The sequence below is a fragment of the Acidovorax sp. 69 genome (assembly GCF_002797445.1).
Lineage (GTDB): Bacteria > Pseudomonadota > Gammaproteobacteria > Burkholderiales > Burkholderiaceae_C > Acidovorax.
On record NZ_PGEP01000001.1, the window covers coordinates 1,437,086 to 1,452,976 of the forward strand.

15 protein-coding genes are annotated in these 15,891 nt (G+C 60.4%); 8 read left to right on the plus strand and 7 right to left on the minus strand.

The genetic code is table 11. The features are described from left to right. Window positions 1–51: 51 nt before the first annotated feature. Window positions 52–540: a Cd(II)/Pb(II)-responsive transcriptional regulator gene (gene cadR, locus CLU85_RS06690; RefSeq protein WP_100409589.1), complete on the plus strand. Its 489-nt coding sequence runs from the start codon at window positions 52–54 to the stop codon at window positions 538–540. Between the two features lie 3 nt (window positions 541–543). Here the strand turns inward: cadR and CLU85_RS06695 are convergent, their stop codons facing one another. Together CLU85_RS06695 and CLU85_RS06700 are read right to left on the minus strand one after the other, a co-directional pair. Beyond that, window positions 544–1,881, minus strand: coding sequence for a heavy metal sensor histidine kinase (locus tag CLU85_RS06695; protein ID WP_100409590.1), 1,338 nt, complete (start codon window positions 1,879–1,881; stop codon window positions 544–546). After that, window positions 1,878–2,564, minus strand: a complete 687-nt coding sequence (locus tag CLU85_RS06700) for a heavy metal response regulator transcription factor (protein WP_100409591.1) — start codon at window positions 2,562–2,564, stop codon at window positions 1,878–1,880. The genes CLU85_RS06695 and CLU85_RS06700 overlap by 4 nt, the downstream gene beginning before the upstream one ends. Window positions 2,565–2,720: 156 nt before the next feature. On the opposite strand from CLU85_RS06700, the gene CLU85_RS06705 reads away from it, so the two are divergent. The 7 genes from CLU85_RS06705 (at window position 2,721) to CLU85_RS06740 (ending at window position 11,618) form a co-directional block, all read left to right on the plus strand. Then, the gene (locus tag CLU85_RS06705; protein WP_100409592.1) at window positions 2,721–3,059 is read left to right on the plus strand and encodes a DUF4148 domain-containing protein; all 339 of its coding nucleotides are present in this window, start codon (window positions 2,721–2,723) and stop codon (window positions 3,057–3,059) included. 74 nt (window positions 3,060–3,133) lie between these two features. Next, on the plus strand, window positions 3,134–3,493 hold the full coding sequence (czcI, locus tag CLU85_RS06710; protein ID WP_100409593.1) for a cation efflux protein, CzcI family: 360 nt from the start codon (window positions 3,134–3,136) through the stop codon (window positions 3,491–3,493). A gap of 280 nt (window positions 3,494–3,773) precedes the next feature. After that, window positions 3,774–5,006 (plus strand): TolC family protein, encoded by a 1,233-nt coding sequence (locus tag CLU85_RS06715; RefSeq protein WP_369858164.1) that lies wholly within the window; start codon window positions 3,774–3,776, stop codon window positions 5,004–5,006. A gap of 2 nt (window positions 5,007–5,008) precedes the next feature. Then, window positions 5,009–6,619 (plus strand): efflux RND transporter periplasmic adaptor subunit, encoded by a 1,611-nt coding sequence (locus CLU85_RS06720; RefSeq protein ID WP_100409595.1) that lies wholly within the window; start codon window positions 5,009–5,011, stop codon window positions 6,617–6,619. 15 nt (window positions 6,620–6,634) lie between these two features. After that, on the plus strand, window positions 6,635–9,820 hold the full coding sequence (locus CLU85_RS06725) for a CusA/CzcA family heavy metal efflux RND transporter (protein ID WP_100409596.1): 3,186 nt from the start codon (window positions 6,635–6,637) through the stop codon (window positions 9,818–9,820). A gap of 59 nt (window positions 9,821–9,879) precedes the next feature. Then, window positions 9,880–10,260: a hypothetical protein gene (locus CLU85_RS06730; RefSeq protein WP_100409597.1), complete on the plus strand. Its 381-nt coding sequence runs from the start codon at window positions 9,880–9,882 to the stop codon at window positions 10,258–10,260. Window positions 10,261–10,688: 428 nt separating this feature from the next. Further along, window positions 10,689–11,618 carry a cation diffusion facilitator family transporter gene (locus CLU85_RS06740; RefSeq protein WP_100409599.1) on the plus strand — a complete coding sequence of 310 codons (930 nt, stop codon included), beginning with the start codon at window positions 10,689–10,691 and terminating at the stop codon, window positions 11,616–11,618. Window positions 11,619–12,152: 534 nt separating this feature from the next. Here CLU85_RS06740 and CLU85_RS06750 read toward each other — a convergent pair. The 5 genes from CLU85_RS06750 to CLU85_RS06770 all read right to left on the minus strand — a co-directional run bounded on the left by CLU85_RS06750 (window position 12,153) and on the right by CLU85_RS06770 (window position 15,389). Then, on the minus strand, window positions 12,153–12,680 hold the full coding sequence (locus CLU85_RS06750) for a DUF4148 domain-containing protein (protein WP_100409601.1): 528 nt from the start codon (window positions 12,678–12,680) through the stop codon (window positions 12,153–12,155). A gap of 94 nt (window positions 12,681–12,774) precedes the next feature. After that, window positions 12,775–13,146, minus strand: coding sequence for a hypothetical protein (locus CLU85_RS06755; RefSeq protein ID WP_100409602.1), 372 nt, complete (start codon window positions 13,144–13,146; stop codon window positions 12,775–12,777). 152 nt (window positions 13,147–13,298) lie between these two features. Further along, complete coding sequence (locus CLU85_RS23610; RefSeq protein WP_100409603.1) at window positions 13,299–13,409, minus strand: heavy-metal-associated domain-containing protein; 111 nt, start codon at window positions 13,407–13,409, stop codon at window positions 13,299–13,301. Continuing rightward, the gene (locus tag CLU85_RS22960; protein ID WP_156391310.1) at window positions 13,406–13,543 is read right to left on the minus strand and encodes a hypothetical protein; all 138 of its coding nucleotides are present in this window, start codon (window positions 13,541–13,543) and stop codon (window positions 13,406–13,408) included. The genes CLU85_RS23610 and CLU85_RS22960 overlap by 4 nt, the downstream gene beginning before the upstream one ends. A 586-nt stretch (window positions 13,544–14,129) precedes the next feature. Beyond that, window positions 14,130–15,389, minus strand: coding sequence for a site-specific integrase (locus tag CLU85_RS06770; RefSeq protein ID WP_100409605.1), 1,260 nt, complete (start codon window positions 15,387–15,389; stop codon window positions 14,130–14,132). Window positions 15,390–15,891: the final 502 nt, after the last annotated feature.

A 15,891-nucleotide genomic window follows, 5' to 3' on the forward strand; every position in this document is an offset into this window, starting at 1 on the left:
GAGATGTCGCCGCCTTGTCCTACGTAAATCAGATTTTGCGAAGGACGCTTCATGAAAATCGGCGAACTTGCCAAGGCCACCGGCACGCAGACCGAGACCATCCGCTACTACGAGCGCGAGAACCTGCTGCCGATCGCTATGCGCACGGAAAGCAACTACAGGGTCTACGACGGCAGTCATGTCGAGCGCCTGGCGTTCATCCGCCATTGCCGCTGCCTGGACATGACGCTCGATGAGATCCGGGTGCTGTTGCATTTCAAGGACGCCCCGGATGAAAACTGCGGCGCGGTGGACGCGCTTCTTCAAGAGCATATCGGGCACGTGGTCTCTCGCATCCGGGAACTCCAAGCACTGGAGTCGGAATTGCGCAGCTTGCAACAGCAGTGCTCACCAGGCCACCTCGCCGGCGAGTGCGGCATCTTGGGCGGCTTGGCCAATGCGGCACTTCAGCACAATCACATGCCCAGCGAGGCTCACCCGCCAGGAGCCCATCGTGATATCGGCGTGGCTCCCAGGCAGCGGAACAACAAACGACGCTGATTTTCAGTGGGCGCGAATTTCTATCCCGACACTTGTCACCCCATTCTCTGAGCTGGCCACGGGCTTGCCTTGGTGCATGCGGGCTATCGCCCCTACGATGGCCAACCCCAGACCATGGTTGCTCTGCCCATGGCTGCGAGCTGGATCCGCCCGGAAAAACCGGTCAAACAACTGGGGGAGTATTTCGGGGTCGATGGTGTTGCCGTAGTTGGTGACACTGATGAGCACGCGGTCCTCGTCAACAGTTCTCAGATTGATCTGGACGATGGAGCCAGTGCTCGCGTAGCGGGTGGCGTTTCCCAGCAAGTTGGACAAGGCCCGGCGCAACAACGGCACATCGAAGGTGCCATGCGCATCGCCAACCACTTTCGCGGTGAGACCCGCCTCGGCCAGCGCTGCCTCGTGGTAGTCCAGCACGTCGGCCGCCACGGATGCCAGGCTCGCCACGGGCGCGCGACGCGCCCCCACGCCCCGATCCGCCTGGGACAGGAAGAGCATGTCGTTGACGATACCTGTCAGGCGATGCAGCTCCTCCAGATTGGACGCCAGGACCTCGCGAATATCCGCCTGCTCGGGGCGCCGCAGCGCCAATTCATTGTTGGCAATGAGCGTGGCCAAAGGCGTGCACAACTCGTGCGCCACGTCCGCATTGAAGCCCTCCATCTGGGAGTAGGCCTTTTCAATGCGAGCCAGGAGTGCATTGAACTGGTCGATCAGCGGCACGAGTTCAAGGGGCTGCTCCGCGCCATCGAGCCGCTGGTGCAGATTGTCCGCCGACACGGCGCGCGTCTGGCTGGCCAGTCTTCGAACGGGCGCCAGGCCCAGGTTGACCAGGGAAAAGCCGCCCAGCGAAACCACGACCGCTCCACCAATGGCCGCCACCAGCAACGTGACTGCAAGCCGGTGCAGCAACAGGTTGTCGGTCTGGATGTCCAGCGACAGCCGCACGCGCAAACTCGTTGAGGGCGCCTGGCCCGTAGCCTGTGCCACCTCGAACTGCCGCTGGCGCCAGACCGTCTTCGCATTCTTGTTGCGGGTATGGGCGTAGAGGACGGCCCCATCGGCCTGCGCTACTTCAAGCGAAAGATCTCCGTGCCCCACCAGGAAATCATCGAGTTTGTGAGCGAGGTCTTCTGAATTGCCGTGCGCCTTGCCATCCACCAGCAAGTGCCGGATGACGTTCTCCTTTTGCGCCAGCGTTTCCTCCTGCCGATCTCGGAAGTTGAATTCGGTCACCAGGTAGACGGCCAGACAGACCAGCCCGAGTCCGGCAAAGCTCTGAAGTGCCAGCCACCACGACAACCGCTGGCGCAATGAGCGATGTTGGACAAGGGCCTTCATGCGTTGCGCTCTTCCATGACGTACCCCATGCCGCGGATGGTGTGCAGCAGCGCGGTGTCAAAGGGCACGTCGATCTTAGTGCGCAGGCGCCTTATGGCGACCTCCACCACGTTGGTATCGCTGTCGAAGTTCATGTCCCAGACCTGCTCGGCAATCTCCGTGCGAGAAAGCACTTCTCCCTTTCTTCTCAGGAAAAGGGTCAGCAGCAGGAACTCCTTGGCAGTCAACTCCAAGCGCTGACCGCCTCGGGACGCCTTGCGCCGCACCAGGTCGACCTCCAGGTCGGCCAAACGCAATTGCGTGGGCTCTGCCGCGTCCCGCGCACCTTGGGTGCGCCTGAGCAGAACCTGGATACGGGCGCTCAACTCGGAAAACGCAAAGGGCTTGACCAGATAGTCATCGGCACCCGTCTGAAGTCCGAGCACCCGATCCTCGACACTGACCCTGGCTGTGAGCATCAAGACGGGGGTCTGCCTGGTCTTGCGAAAGGCCGTCAGCAAGCTGAAGCCGTCGATCCCTGGGAGCATCGCGTCCAGCACCAGCAGATCGTGGCCGCCTTCGAGGGCCATGTGCAGGCCGTCCACGCCGTTGTGGGCGACGTCCACCACATAGCCGACCTCTCCGAGGCCCTTGCGCAGGTACTCGGCCAGCTTGACCTCGTCTTCAATGAGCAGAATTTTCATGCTGCCATTCTCGAAGAATGCCGCCTATTCGTAGATTACGAATTTGTCATCTGGCTGTTGGCGCCTTGTCGTGCGCCGATTTCTACAGTACCCCTGTGTCGAAAGGCATAGCTGCGGCAGGTCGCCGACGGCTCATTCGAATCAAGAGACAACACCATGACCGTTCGCAACCCTCTCACGCATACTCTGATTGCCTTCGCTATCGCGGCCCCAGGCTTGGCATCTGCTTCGTCGCTTTACCACGCCGCCGGCGGCGAAGTGGGCATGACTACCCATCCCGACCACATGCAGAGCTCAATGTCCCGTGGCGAAGTGCTTCAATCTGTTGAAGTCGCGCGCGAGGATGGCACGCTTGCGATCCTCTCTCGCGGAGGTGTGTTACCCGTCAAAGCGACGGTCGCTACAAAGACGCGCGAGCAGGTTAAACAGGAATTTCTCAACATGTCGGCAGCTGAAAAAAAAGTCCTATTGGACCTGAATGGCGGCGCTCGCTGATTGTGAGAGCCAGCGCTCTTCAGTGGTCATGTATGCCTCACGCGCGCGCTTTCGGCGCATGCTAGACTCAAAATATGCGCCGATTAATCGCCGTTTTTTTGCTTGCGTTGCTCCCGTTCCAGTTCAGCTGGTCCGCGGTGGCCGCTTATTGCATGCACGAGAACTCGACCGCCCAGGCGCAGCACGTGGGGCACCACGAACACAAGCACGAAGCCAAAAGCGGGGTCGGGCAAGCCGACAAGACCGGGCAAGGCGCAGACCAGTTCGATGTCGACTGCTCGGTTTGCCATGGTGCCGGCATCGGGGCCCTCAACTGGTCCTGTGCCAAACAAGGCATCTCCCATGACAGCCGTGTGGACTCACCGTCGGGTGAGCGCCTGGCGGCTGTAACGCCCACACCTCCCGACCGCCCACAGTGGCATGTCCTCGCCTGATCGGCGGGGGCATCTCTCCTTCTTTCAGTCAGTCGTGACCGCCCCTTGGCGGCTGCAGTTGCGCGTGTCGCGGCTGCATTGACTGACGAGTTGCCAGGCAGCTGCACGGTTGCCACCCCGCCGATTCCCTCGTGTTTTGAAATCACTGGAGAATCGGATGTTCAAGGGTATTTACCTTCACGGAAAGCCGCACGCATGGCGCGGCCGCACGAAATTCAGGCTCGCTGCAGGTGCCGCGGCCATATTGCTGACCTTCTCGGGCGGGGCCTCTTCTCAAGGCATGTCGCAAGGCACAGTCGTTGGAGTACAGGCGCCCCAGAATGCCGCGGTGTCTCCCGCTGAGCCTCTGTCGCTGACCAAGGCCATCGAGTTGGCCTTGGAAGGGAATCCAGAGGTGGCTGCCGCTACGCGCCAGTTGGAGTCAACACAGGGGCAGATTCTTCAAGGGCGCTCACGCCCCAATCCCGAGCTTGCCTATTCGCTGGAAGACGCACGGTCCAAAACACGCACGCAAAGCTGGCAGCTCAACCTTCCCGTGGAATTGGGTGGAAAGCGTGCAGCGCGCACCAAGGCGGCCGAAAAGTCGCGCGAGCAGGCGCAGGCCCAACTTGCCGAGTTGAAGGCCACCGTGCGGGCCAATGTGGCCGCAGCCTACTTCGATGTCCTGACGGCGCAGGAGCGATTGGCGCTTGCCAAAGACAGCGTGGCATTGGCCAAGTCGTCAACAGATACCGTGGCCAAGCGCGTAGCCGCTGGCAAGGTGTCACCTGTGGAAGAGTCCAAGGCCCGCGTTGCGGAAGCCGGCGTTCGCGTCGAGCTCGCCCAGGCAGCCAGCGAACAACGCAATGCACTGTCTCGCCTGTTTGCGCTGTTGGGACGGATCAACGCGCCGTTCACCGTCCTCGAGGGCAAAGCCGACAACCTTCCCGCGGTACCGCCCCTCGCCGATCTTCAGCCCTTGATTTCTTCTTCGCCAGGCGTTGTCCTCGCCCGGATCGAGGTGGATCGGCGCCAGGCCTTGACCGAGCTGGAACAAAGCAAGCGCGTGCCCGATGTCACCGTCAGCGTCGGCATGCAGCGCAGCAACGAGACCCAACGCAACGTCCTTCTGTTTGGTGTCTCTGTGCCTCTGCCTGTGTTTGACAGCAACCAGGGCAACCTGCTGGAAGCGCTCAAGCTGGAAGACAAGGCCCGTGACGAGTTGCAAGGGGCCACGGTGCGCCTGCACAGCGAAGTGGCGCAGGCGCGCGAGCGCCTTTCCACGATCACTGCGGAAATCCAGTCGCTGCAACAGGACGTCCTGCCCGGCGCGAAGTCGGCCTATGACGCGGCCACCATTGGCTTTGAGAACGGAAAGTTCAACTTTCTGGAGGTGCTCGATGCCCAGCGCACCTACTTCACCGCCAAATCCCAGTACCTCAAAGCCCTGGGCGAGGCACACCGCGCGGCGGCGGATGTCGACCGCCTGCTCGGGGCCAGCACGGTTTCCGGCCTGATCGCAACGCACAACTGAGCATGACCATGAACACCAGCACATCCACCATCAGCAAAAAGCATCTCATCGCTATTGCCGTTGTCCTCGCGCTAGGGGTCGGGGCAGGAGCCTTCATCCTGCAGGGCGGCGGCAAGCCCAAAGCAGTCGCCGCCGAGGGCGATGGCCACGGCCACGGCAGCCATACCGAGGCCAAGGGGCACGGTGATGGAGAACACCACGGCAAGGGCGGTGAAAAAGGCCACGACGACGACAAGGGCCATGCCGATGGCGAGCACCATGAAAAGAGCGAAGCCAAGGGCCCCCACGGCGGCACCGTGTTCAAGGAAGGCGACTTCAGCCTGGAAGCATTGCTGTCCGAAGACGGCGGCGAGCCTCGGCTGCGGATCTGGCTGTCCGACAAGGACAAGCCGCTCCCGCTGACCGCAGTAACGGTCACGGCAACAGTGACGCGCCCGACGGACGATAAGCAGAAGCTGACTTTCGCCGCAGAAAAAGACAGCCTGGTCAGCCGCGAGATCGTTGTCGAACCCCACGCGTTCGACATCGAGATCATCGCGCAGACTGCCACCGAACCTTTCATGTTCGTGATGAGCAAGGAAGAGGGAAAGATCGAACTGACCGATGCCCAGATCAAGGCCGCATCCATCACGGTGGACTCTGCGTCGGCAGCCAACATCAAGACAGCGCTGCTTTTGCCCGGCGAGATCCGGCTGAACGAGGATCGCACCTCGCACGTGGTTCCCCGTCTGGCGGGGGTGGTGGAGAGTGTCAGCGCAAGCCTGGGCCAGGTCGTCAAGAAGGGGCAGATTCTGGCCGCCATCGCGAGCCCGACCGCTTCGGAGCAGCGCAGCGAGCTGCAGACCGCGCAAAAGCGCCTGGCGCTGGCCAAGACCACCTACGAGCGGGAAAAGAAGCTGTGGGAGCAGAAGGTCTCTGCCGAACAGGACTACCTGCAGGCCAGGCAGGCGTTGAGCGAAGCGGAGGTCGCTGTCGCCAACGCCAATCAGAAGCTCAGTGCGCTGGGCCTGTCCACCTCGTCCGTGTCCGGGCTGAACCGTATCGAACTGCGCGCGCCCTTTGACGGCATCGTCATCGAGAAGCACTTGAGTCTCGGAGAAGCCGTCAAGGAAGATGCGGCGGTGTTCACCATCTCGGACCTTTCCACGGTGTGGGCTGAGATCAATGTTCCTGCAAAGGATCTGCCGTCGGTGCGGGTGGGCGAGAAGGTCACCATCAAGGCCACCGCCTTCGATGCCTCCGCCACGGGCACTGTCGCTTTCGTGGGCGCGTTGATCGGCGAGCAGACCCGTACCGCCAAGGCCCGCGTCGTTCTTGATAACCCCAAGGGCGCCTGGCGCCCCGGCCTGTTCGTCAACGTCGAGGTGGTGTCCGAAGAAACGGCAGCGCCTGTGACCATCTCGGCCGACGCCGTCCAGAACGTCGGGGAAAAGCCCGTGGTCTTCCTCAAGGTCAACGGTGGCTTCATCGCCCAACCCGTGAAGCTGGGCCGAAGCGATGGCAAGCGCATCGAAATCCTGTCGGGCCTCAAGCCCGGCATGCCCTACGCCTCGACAGGCAGCTTCGTCGTGAAGTCCGAACTCGGCAAGGGATCTGCCGAACACACGCACTGATCCCGGAGCGCATACATGTTTGAAAAACTCATTCGATTCTCGATCGAGCAGCGATGGCTGGTGCTGCTGGCGGCCCTGGGCATGGCGGCGCTGGGCGTCTTCAGCTACCAGAAGCTGCCGATCGACGCGGTCCCCGACATCACCAACGTCCAGGTTCAGATCAACACCCAGGCCGCCGGCTACTCGCCGCTGGAGACTGAGCAACGGGTCACGTATCCCATCGAGACGGTCATGGCCGGCCTGCCGAACCTGGAGCAGACCAGGTCGCTGTCACGGTACGGACTGTCGCAGGTGACCGTCATCTTCAAGGACGGAACCGACATCTATTTCGCGCGCCAATTGGTCAATGAGCGCATCCAGGAAGCCAGAGACCGGCTGCCCGCCGGCATCACGCCAGCCCTGGGGCCCATCTCGACCGGCTTGGGCGAGATCTATCTCTGGACGGTCGAAACCAAGGATGGGGCCAAGAAGCCCGATGGCAGTCCCTACACCCCGACCGACCTGCGCGAGATCCAGGACTGGATCATCAAGCCGCAGCTGCGAAACGTTCCTGGCGTGACCGAAATCAACTCCATTGGCGGCTTTGCCAAGGAGTACCAGATCGCCCCCATCCCGGAACGACTGGCCTCGCTGGGCGTGACGCTGCAAGACGTCGTCACTGCACTGGACCGCAACAACGGCAATGTGGGCGCGGGCTATATCGAAAAGCGCGGCGAGCAGTACCTGATTCGCGCCCCTGGACAGGTCAAGTCGCTGGAAGACATCGGCAACGTGATCCTGAGCAGTGCCAACGGTGTTCCTTTGCGCGTGCGCGACGTGGCCGAGGTGGGCATTGGCCGGGAGCTGCGAACGGGTGCCGCAACGGACAACGGGCGCGAGGTGGTTCTCGGCACGGTGTTCATGCTGATCGGAGAAAACAGCCGGACCGTCTCGCAGGCAGTGGACAAGAAGATGCTGGAGGTCAACAAGAGCCTCCCAGATGGCGTGCACGCGGTGACGGTCTATGACCGTACCGTGCTTGTCGACAAAGCCATCAATACGGTCAAGAAGAACCTGCTGGAAGGCGCGGTTCTGGTGATCGTGATCCTGTTCCTCTTTCTGGGCAATATCCGGGCCGCAGTCATCACGGCAATGGTCATCCCCTTGTCGATGCTCTTCACGTTCACCGGGATGGTCCACTACAAGGTGAGCGCCAACCTGATGAGCCTGGGGGCCCTGGACTTCGGCATCATCATTGACGGCGCTGTGGTGATCGTGGAGAACTGCGTTCGGCGGCTCGCCCATGCGCAGGCGCACCACGGCCGGCCGCTGACGCGGGCCGAGCGCTTTCATGAAGTGTTCCTGGCATCCCAGGAGTCACGCCGTCCATTGCTGTTCGGACAGCTCATCATCATGGTGGTGTACCTGCCCATCTTCGCGCTGACGGGCGTTGAAGGGAAGATGTTCCACCCCATGGCCTTCACGGTGGTTGCCGCTTTGGTGGGCGCGATGATCCTGTCGGTGACCTTCATCCCGGCAGCGGTGGCCCTTTTCATCGGCAATCGGGTCAGCGAGAAGGAGAACTTTCTGCTGGGCCACGCCAAGCGCCTGTACGGCCCAATGCTTGATCGCGTGATGGGCGCCAAAACGCTGGTTCTCACCATTGCCGCGGTTGCCGTGGTCCTGTGCGGATTGATCGCGACCCGCATGGGCAGCGAGTTTGTACCCAACCTCAATGAAGGCGACTTCGCGATCCAGGCACTGCGCATTCCGGGCACCAGCCTTTCCCAGTCGGTGGCGATGCAGCAGCAGATCGAAAAGACGCTGAAAGCGAAGTTCCCCGAGATCGAGCGCATCTTCGCCAGAACCGGTACTGCGGAGATTGCCTCGGACCCCATGCCGCCGAACATTTCTGACGGGTACATCATGCTCAAGCCGATGGAGGAATGGCCCGAGCCTCGAAAGACCCGTGATGAGCTGCTCGCGGCTATCCAGGAAGTCATTGGCAAGATCCCCGGCAACAACTACGAGTTCTCCCAGCCCATTCAGCTGCGCTTCAACGAGCTGATCTCGGGGGTGCGCAGTGACGTGGCCGTGAAAATCTTCGGTGACGACATGGATGTGTTGAACAAGTCCGCGGAAGAAGTCTCCGCCATGCTGCAAAAGATCCAAGGCTCCTCTGAGGTGAAGGTCGAGCAGACGACGGGCCTTCCGATGCTCACGGTGAACATCGACCGCCAGAAGGCTGCGCGCTACGGCTTGAACGTCGCCGACATCCAGGACACCGTGGCCACGGCCATTGGTGGTCGCGAGGCCGGCACCATGTTCGAGGGAGACCGCCGGTTCGACATCCTGGTTCGCCTCCCAGAGGCCCTTCGTAACGACTTGGAAGGCATGAAGCGGCTGCCGATACCGTTGCCACGCTCTGCCGGTGGCACGGAAGCCAAGACGAATTTCATCCCATTGGGTGAGGTCGCAACATTCGAGCTTGCACCCGGTCCCAACCAGGTGAGCCGAGAAAACGGCAAGCGGCGCATCGTCGTGAGCACGAACGTGCGCGGACGTGATGTGGGCTCCTTCGTTGCAGAGGCGGAGCAAGGCCTGGCGCAGATCAAGATTCCCACCGGCTATTGGACGAGCTGGGGTGGAACCTTCGAGAACCTGCAGTCGGCCACCAAGCGCCTACAGATCGTTGTGCCGGTCTCCCTGCTGATGGTCTTCGTGCTGCTGTTCGCGATGTTCGGCAATGCCAAGGATGGTCTGCTGGTCTTCACCGGCATCCCGTTCGCGTTGACGGGGGGCATTCTGGCGTTGTGGCTTCGGGACATTCCGATGTCCATCTCCGCGGCCGTTGGCTTCATCGCGCTCTCTGGGGTGGCAGTGCTCAACGGCCTGGTGATGATTTCCTACATCCGCAGCCTGAGGGAAGGCGGTGTCGGCCTGGACGAAGCGATCCGGGATGGCGCCCTGACCCGCTTGCGCCCGGTGCTGATGACCGCCCTGGTGGCCTCGCTGGGATTCATTCCCATGGCCATCGCCACAGGCACCGGCGCGGAAGTCCAGCGTCCTCTGGCCACCGTGGTGATCGGTGGAATTCTTTCATCCACGCTGCTCACGCTGCTCGTGCTGCCGATTCTTTACCGGCTGGCCCACAGGCCCGATGAAGAAGCCGAGGACGTGTCTGCCGAGCCCTCCCACCCGGACGCACCGAAGCCTGTGTAGTCGAAGACGTCCCGTTGATCGCGGGACCTTCCCATTTCTCCAACCCCAAAGGAACCGCCATGAAACTCTCCCACCTCATTCTCGCCCTCATGGTATCGATCTCTGGCGCAGCCATCGCAGCCGACAACCACGGGCACGACGTCAAACCGATGCACGGTGGTGCTGTGGCGGAAGCCAAGGACGTCGAGTACGAATTCGTTGCCAGTGCGGACAAGCTGCAGCTCTACATGCGCGACCACGGCAAACCCGTTGCCGTGGCGGGGATGACCGCCAAGGTCACCCTGCTGGCCGGCAGCGAGAAGCAGGAGATTCAACTCCAATCCGGTGACGGCAAGCTGGAAGCCACGGGTAGCTTCAAGGTCCCCGCCGGTACCAAAGCGGTGGTCGCCGTGTCGAAGGCCGGCAAGTCGGTCGCCTCGGTCCGCTTCACGCTGAAGTAACACCAACGCCGCCCGAAGCATCGCTCCAGTCCATGCGAACGACCCCGCAGTGGCGCGCCCGGACCGCCCCTCGGCACTGTGCGTGTACTTGCCGTTAGGGGCAAAAGGAGCGATCCATGTCAATGCAGGCGGCCCAGGGTGGGCTCTTCGCCAAGCTGTTCTGGATCTGGATCAGCTTGTTGGTCTCTGTGTTTGTGTTCTGGCGGCTGCGGCACATGTGGCTCAAGCGCCATCCCCCAATGGACGTTCGAACCACGTACAGCCGGCGACTGGCTAAGAGACTCAGGGACCGGCAAATAACGCGCTTGAAGTACCGAACCACGGGCAAGCCTCGCCACCGGCGACGTCACTGAGCGCCAAGGTCGGACGAGGACCGCGGACTGAACGCGGTCGATGACATCACCAGATTGAATCTGAGGAGACAGACCATGGGAAAAGGTTCCGACCACGCCTTGCCAGCGGCGGGAAACGAAAAGGCATTGCGCTATGCGTTGATGCTCACCGGCGGCTTCATGCTGGCAGAGGTCATTGGCGGCGTCATGCTCAACAGCCTGGCTCTGCTGTCCGATGCCGCACACATGTTCACCGACGTGGCGGCGCTGGCCATTGCGCTGGCGGCCATTCGGGTCGGGCGTCGGGCTGTCGACGACCGGCGCACCTTTGGCTACCACCGATTTGAGATCCTGGCCGCCGCCTTCAATGCCTTGCTCCTGTTTGGCGTTGCGGCGTACATCCTTTATGAGGCGTGGCAACGCTGGAGCAACCCGCCGGCAGTCCAGACCACTGGGGTGCTGGTGATCGCTGTACTGGGCACGATCGTCAACCTCGTGAGCATGCGCCTTCTGTCCTCAGGCAAGGATTCCAGCCTCAACGTCAAAGGAGCCTACCTTGAAGTCTGGAGCGACCTGCTCGGCTCGATTGGGGTCATCGTGGGGGCGCTGGTCATTCTGTTCACAGGGTGGAACTGGGTCGACACCGTCATTGCCGTGGCCATCGGCTTGTGGGTGCTGCCGCGCACCTGGATCCTCCTGAAAGAGACGCTCAACATCCTGCTCGAAGGTGTCCCCGAGGGCATTGATCTGCCTCAGTTGGCGCAGGCACTTGGGGATGTTTCGGGGGTATCTAGCGTGCATGAACTGCATGTCTGGGCTGTGAGCAGCGCCAAAGTAAGCTTGAGCGTGCACGTCGTGTACGACCCTCAAGCGGCCTCCCCAGGAGCAATGTTGGAGACCATCAATCAATTGCTCACGAACCAATTCAAGATCAATCACACCACTATTCAGTTAGAAACAGAAGCTTGCTGTCTGGCACTGAGCGATGCCCCGAAGTCTTCTAGTCATTGGAAGGCTAAAGTATGAACTCCACGCAAATGTCCACTGGTCGCTTATATCCGCACAGCGTCAGTGTACGCTTGATGCGCCTTCTTGCTATGTGCATCGTGACCTTGCTCGCGAGCGGTTGCGCTACGCCAATTTATGAAAACTACTTGCCGTGGGCCGATGGATGGCGAGTTGGCAAAGTCATCAGAATCGACGGTTCAGAACGGGAGTTGGATTCCTTCAAGCGACGGTGCGTAGCCATTGAGCTTGAGCGCGTGCAGTATCGGTTAGCCTTAGTCCAGTGGAGGCAGGTGAGTCGGTCCCGCTTGACTGTTGTACTGCTCCCTGAAAGGGTGACTGTGACGCCCGGAGAGTTTGTCTATTTCAAGGTTGGAGATTGCTCGGCAGCCCTCGTCAAACGCGAGATGAACTAGAGCACAGGCGAGCTCCAGTCGGTCGATTCAAATACCTTACCGGTTGCCCCCGGCGTGCACGAGTGAACGGCGCCGGTGCCCACCACCACGGAGCGGGAAGGTGGGCCAGCCCAGCGCGACTGGGCTCCGGATCTGATGTTCAGAGATCGCGGCCATTGGAGTGGCCCGAGTGCGCGGCCGTCGAGCCCGCGTGGTGCTGGTGGTATTGGCTAGGGAAGATTTCATTGAGCTTGCGGCCGTCCTCGCCGGTGGCCATCAGGTCCCCGGTGTGGATGGCCTCTGCCAGTTCCTCCTTAACCTGTTCGCGTGTCTTGCCGGCTTGCGCCATCTTGGACGGATACAGGTTGGGCTGTAGTTCATTGAGCCGCGATCCGGATTCCCCGGCGGCAAGCATGTCACCGCTGCGAACGGCCTGCTCCAGTTCCGCCCGCACCTGCTCCCGGGTCTTGCCCAGCACAGGGGTCTTCAACTGGTAGCCACCGGAGTTGAGCTCACTGACTTTGGCGCCGATTTCCCCGCCGGCCATGATGTCGCCGCTGCGCAGGGCTTGCGAGAGCTCGGCTCTGACCTCCTCGCGGGTCTTGGACTGGGTGCCATGGCCGGCATCGAAAGCGAATGCAGGGGCTGCGCTCAGCGCGAGGATGATGAGGGTGGTCTTGAGTTTCATGTTGGTCCTTGAGATCAATGGTTTGAAGCGAAAAGTGGTGCCTTGAATGGCGTGTTGATTGCAGGGCGTGCGAGGCCTGAAGGCCCTCAGCCGTTCACGGCGCTTGGTGGGCTTCGACCCAGCCGATCTCGCCGCCCAGGTCGCGCACGCCATTCTTAGTGGTGGGGCCCTTTTGAGCCGCTTGAAGTTCATCCAGAACCTGTTGCCTGCTCTTGTTTGACACTGGTGCTTTGACCAGTGGATAGGTGGCGGGGTAGCCGCGGCTGATCCAGTGCAGCGAACCGTTTTGCTGCGCAACGAGCACGTTCTGCTGGACGTTTTCCCGGCTGACGGTGCCGCCCAGGTGAGATGGTACGAAAGTGGCACCTTCTTCCTGGCTAGGGCTGGTGTGAAACGCGGTCGAAGCGAAAGATGCCGTAGCAGTGGCTGCCAGGCTGAATGCGATGAGGGCGAAACGAGCTTTCATGGGGTCTCCTTGAGCACTGAACGCCCGGGTGGGAATTCAGGAGGCACAACCTTCTTGCACCTCGGAGACAAGTCTAGAAATCCGCCGCCCACGGGCCGCTGACCGCAGGATTACAGTTTTGACAGCACTGTGTCTAAGCTAGCCACGGAGGGTCACAATGGCCTATGCAGAGCTATTGCTCGACGAATGCGCTGAGCGCAACCGCCGCACGTCATATCAGGAACATTGAAACGGACCATGTGAGCCTCCTTCAGTTGATTCATGTTTTGACTATGAACCTTGTCACGACGAGAAGGTCAAGCCCATTCGCAAAAATCAACCGGGCGTCAAGATCGAGAGCGGCAGTCGCCAAGGCATGTAAGGCTATGCCGATGCGATCATGCTTGGCGAGTTGCATGCTAAGAGGCTCTTAACGTTTTATCGAGCCGCCTATGGACCTCGCGGACCTGCTTAAGCTGGCTTGAAAGCGCAAGCCATGTGAGGAGCTAATAGATTGGTGTTCTCTATCTCCATCCAAAAATATGGCCCACTACTCCGAACGACCGATGAGAGATCGTCAGCGGACTTCCATAGCGGCAGGACGAGCGACGGCAACCGCTGCAAACCTGCCAAGGTGCTGATTCCGTTCCATGCGCAGCCAGAGGCACGCAATCAGATGTGGGTAGAACTGCAGGGTTTGGAGAAGACCTTCGGGATTCGATCCGTACTGAACTGGACGGTCACGACGGCGCGGCGTGAAAGACTCTAGGCAGAGCCAGTGCCTCCCTCAGGGTTCGTCGCGGTATGGTTCGCCGATGTCGCAACGGCTCATGAAGCTTTCGAGCCCGAATCCCGGCTCCGACCTATCCTTGAGAAGTACACCACAAACGCGGTAGCCTATCTGATTGATCAAATTTGCATTCGGTGATTGCAGCGCGTGGGCGCTTCCAGAAGCACCTTGCGTGGACATGTTGATGAGGGAAGCACGTCTCTGGGCAAATACTCTAGCTCTTGGATATGTTCAGCATCGTAGATCGTGTATCGCTGAAAGCGCCTGCGAGCGAACGCCTTGTGTCGCCAGCGCAAAACTCTGCCCAGTCTTGCATCATCTTGCGCCGTTTGTCCAATGCATCGCCGCGGCGGTATGCAGCTTCAACCCTGTTGTCCAGAACGTGAGCCAATGCTTGCTCAGCGATATCCCGAGGGTGATTGGTGAGTTCACCTGCCCAATCGCGGAACGTAGAGCGGAATCCGTGGGGCACTGCATCCACCTCCATGCGACGCAGCACAGAAGTCAATGCCATATCCGAGAGAGCTTTTCCGCTTTCGGTTGAAAAGACCAGATCAACATCTGCCTTCTTGGGGAGCTTTTTCAGAATTGCCAGTGCGAAGCTGGACAAGGGTACGCGATGCTCTTTGCCTGCCTTCATGCGTTCAGCGGGAATTGTCCAGACGGAAGCGTCAAGGTCAAACTCATCCCATCGAGCACCTCTCACCTCACCACTGCGTGAAGCGCAAAGAATCGCAAACTCCAGCGCACGCGCAGCGAGACCTTCTCGGCGACGAAGCGCATTCATGAACTCAACCATCTTGGCGACGGGAAGTGCGCGATGGTGTTCAACCTTTTGAATCTTTCCTGGGGCGGGCAGCAACTTGTCGAGATGGCCCTTCCAGCGTGCTGGGTTGTCGCCAGTCCGATATTTGCGAACGGTGGCCCAGTCGAGCACGCTCTCGATACGTCCACGCAGGCGCGTGGCGGTCTCGGTCTTTGTTTTCCAGATGGGCTCCAGAACCTTCAATACGTGGTCTTGTCCGACATCCTGGACCAGAAGATCTCCGAGGTGTGGGTATGCATAGGTTTCCAGGGTTGCACCCCACTGGGCTCGGTGCTTGGGGTTCTTCCAACCCTCGCCATGGGCCTCGATATAGGCAAGAGCTGCCTGTTTGAATGTCTTCTGCGTTGCCTGCTGCGCCTTGAGGCTGCTGGCGATTGCCAGACGCTGCACGATGGGATCGATACCTTGGTCAATCTGCTCTTTGGCTGCGCGGGCCTTCTCCTTGGCTTTGGCCAAAGGCACTTCCGGAAAACCGCCAAGACCCATGTGCCTGCGTTTGTTTCCCACCATGGTTCGTAGGACCCAGGACCTTGCGCCCGACTCCACTACATAAAGGTACAGGCCCGCCACGCCGCCCACGGCATGGTGTCCCACCTTCGTCAGGCGCCCAACCTCCAAGGCCGACAGTTCTTTCGCTTTGCGTGCCATCTTTCGAATCCCAAAGTCACATCCTTGATGTCAGCGAGCCCGGCAAAGAGCTCTCTGATGTCAAATTGTGCCGCGTTTTTATCCGCCATGGTATCTACCATAAAAGATCCGATTGAATCAGATTGGGCTGGACTGATTTGGACTTTGAGATCGAGTGATTTTTGGAAAAACTTATATAAATCAGCGGTCTAGGTGTTGCGCTTGGACTGATCTGGACTTCGTCGGAAGTTCGGCGGACGGACACCCTCTCCGCCAGCATCAAGGCCCTGTAGCTATTAAAAATTAGCTACAGGGCTTTTTTCTTTTAGGCTTGTGGGTAAGAGTTCGGGCCACTGGCCTGCCGGTGCGGATGGCTTGGGTATTGAGGTTGACCTGCCGCCATTGCCGTTGTTGCTTCACTGGGCCTCAAGCTGGATTTGAGCAGTAGATTTTGGTGATTCTGTGCTGATTCCTCAGCGGCGCCAGAATAGGGGTTGCGCAGCCTGCGCCTGAAGCCTGGAAA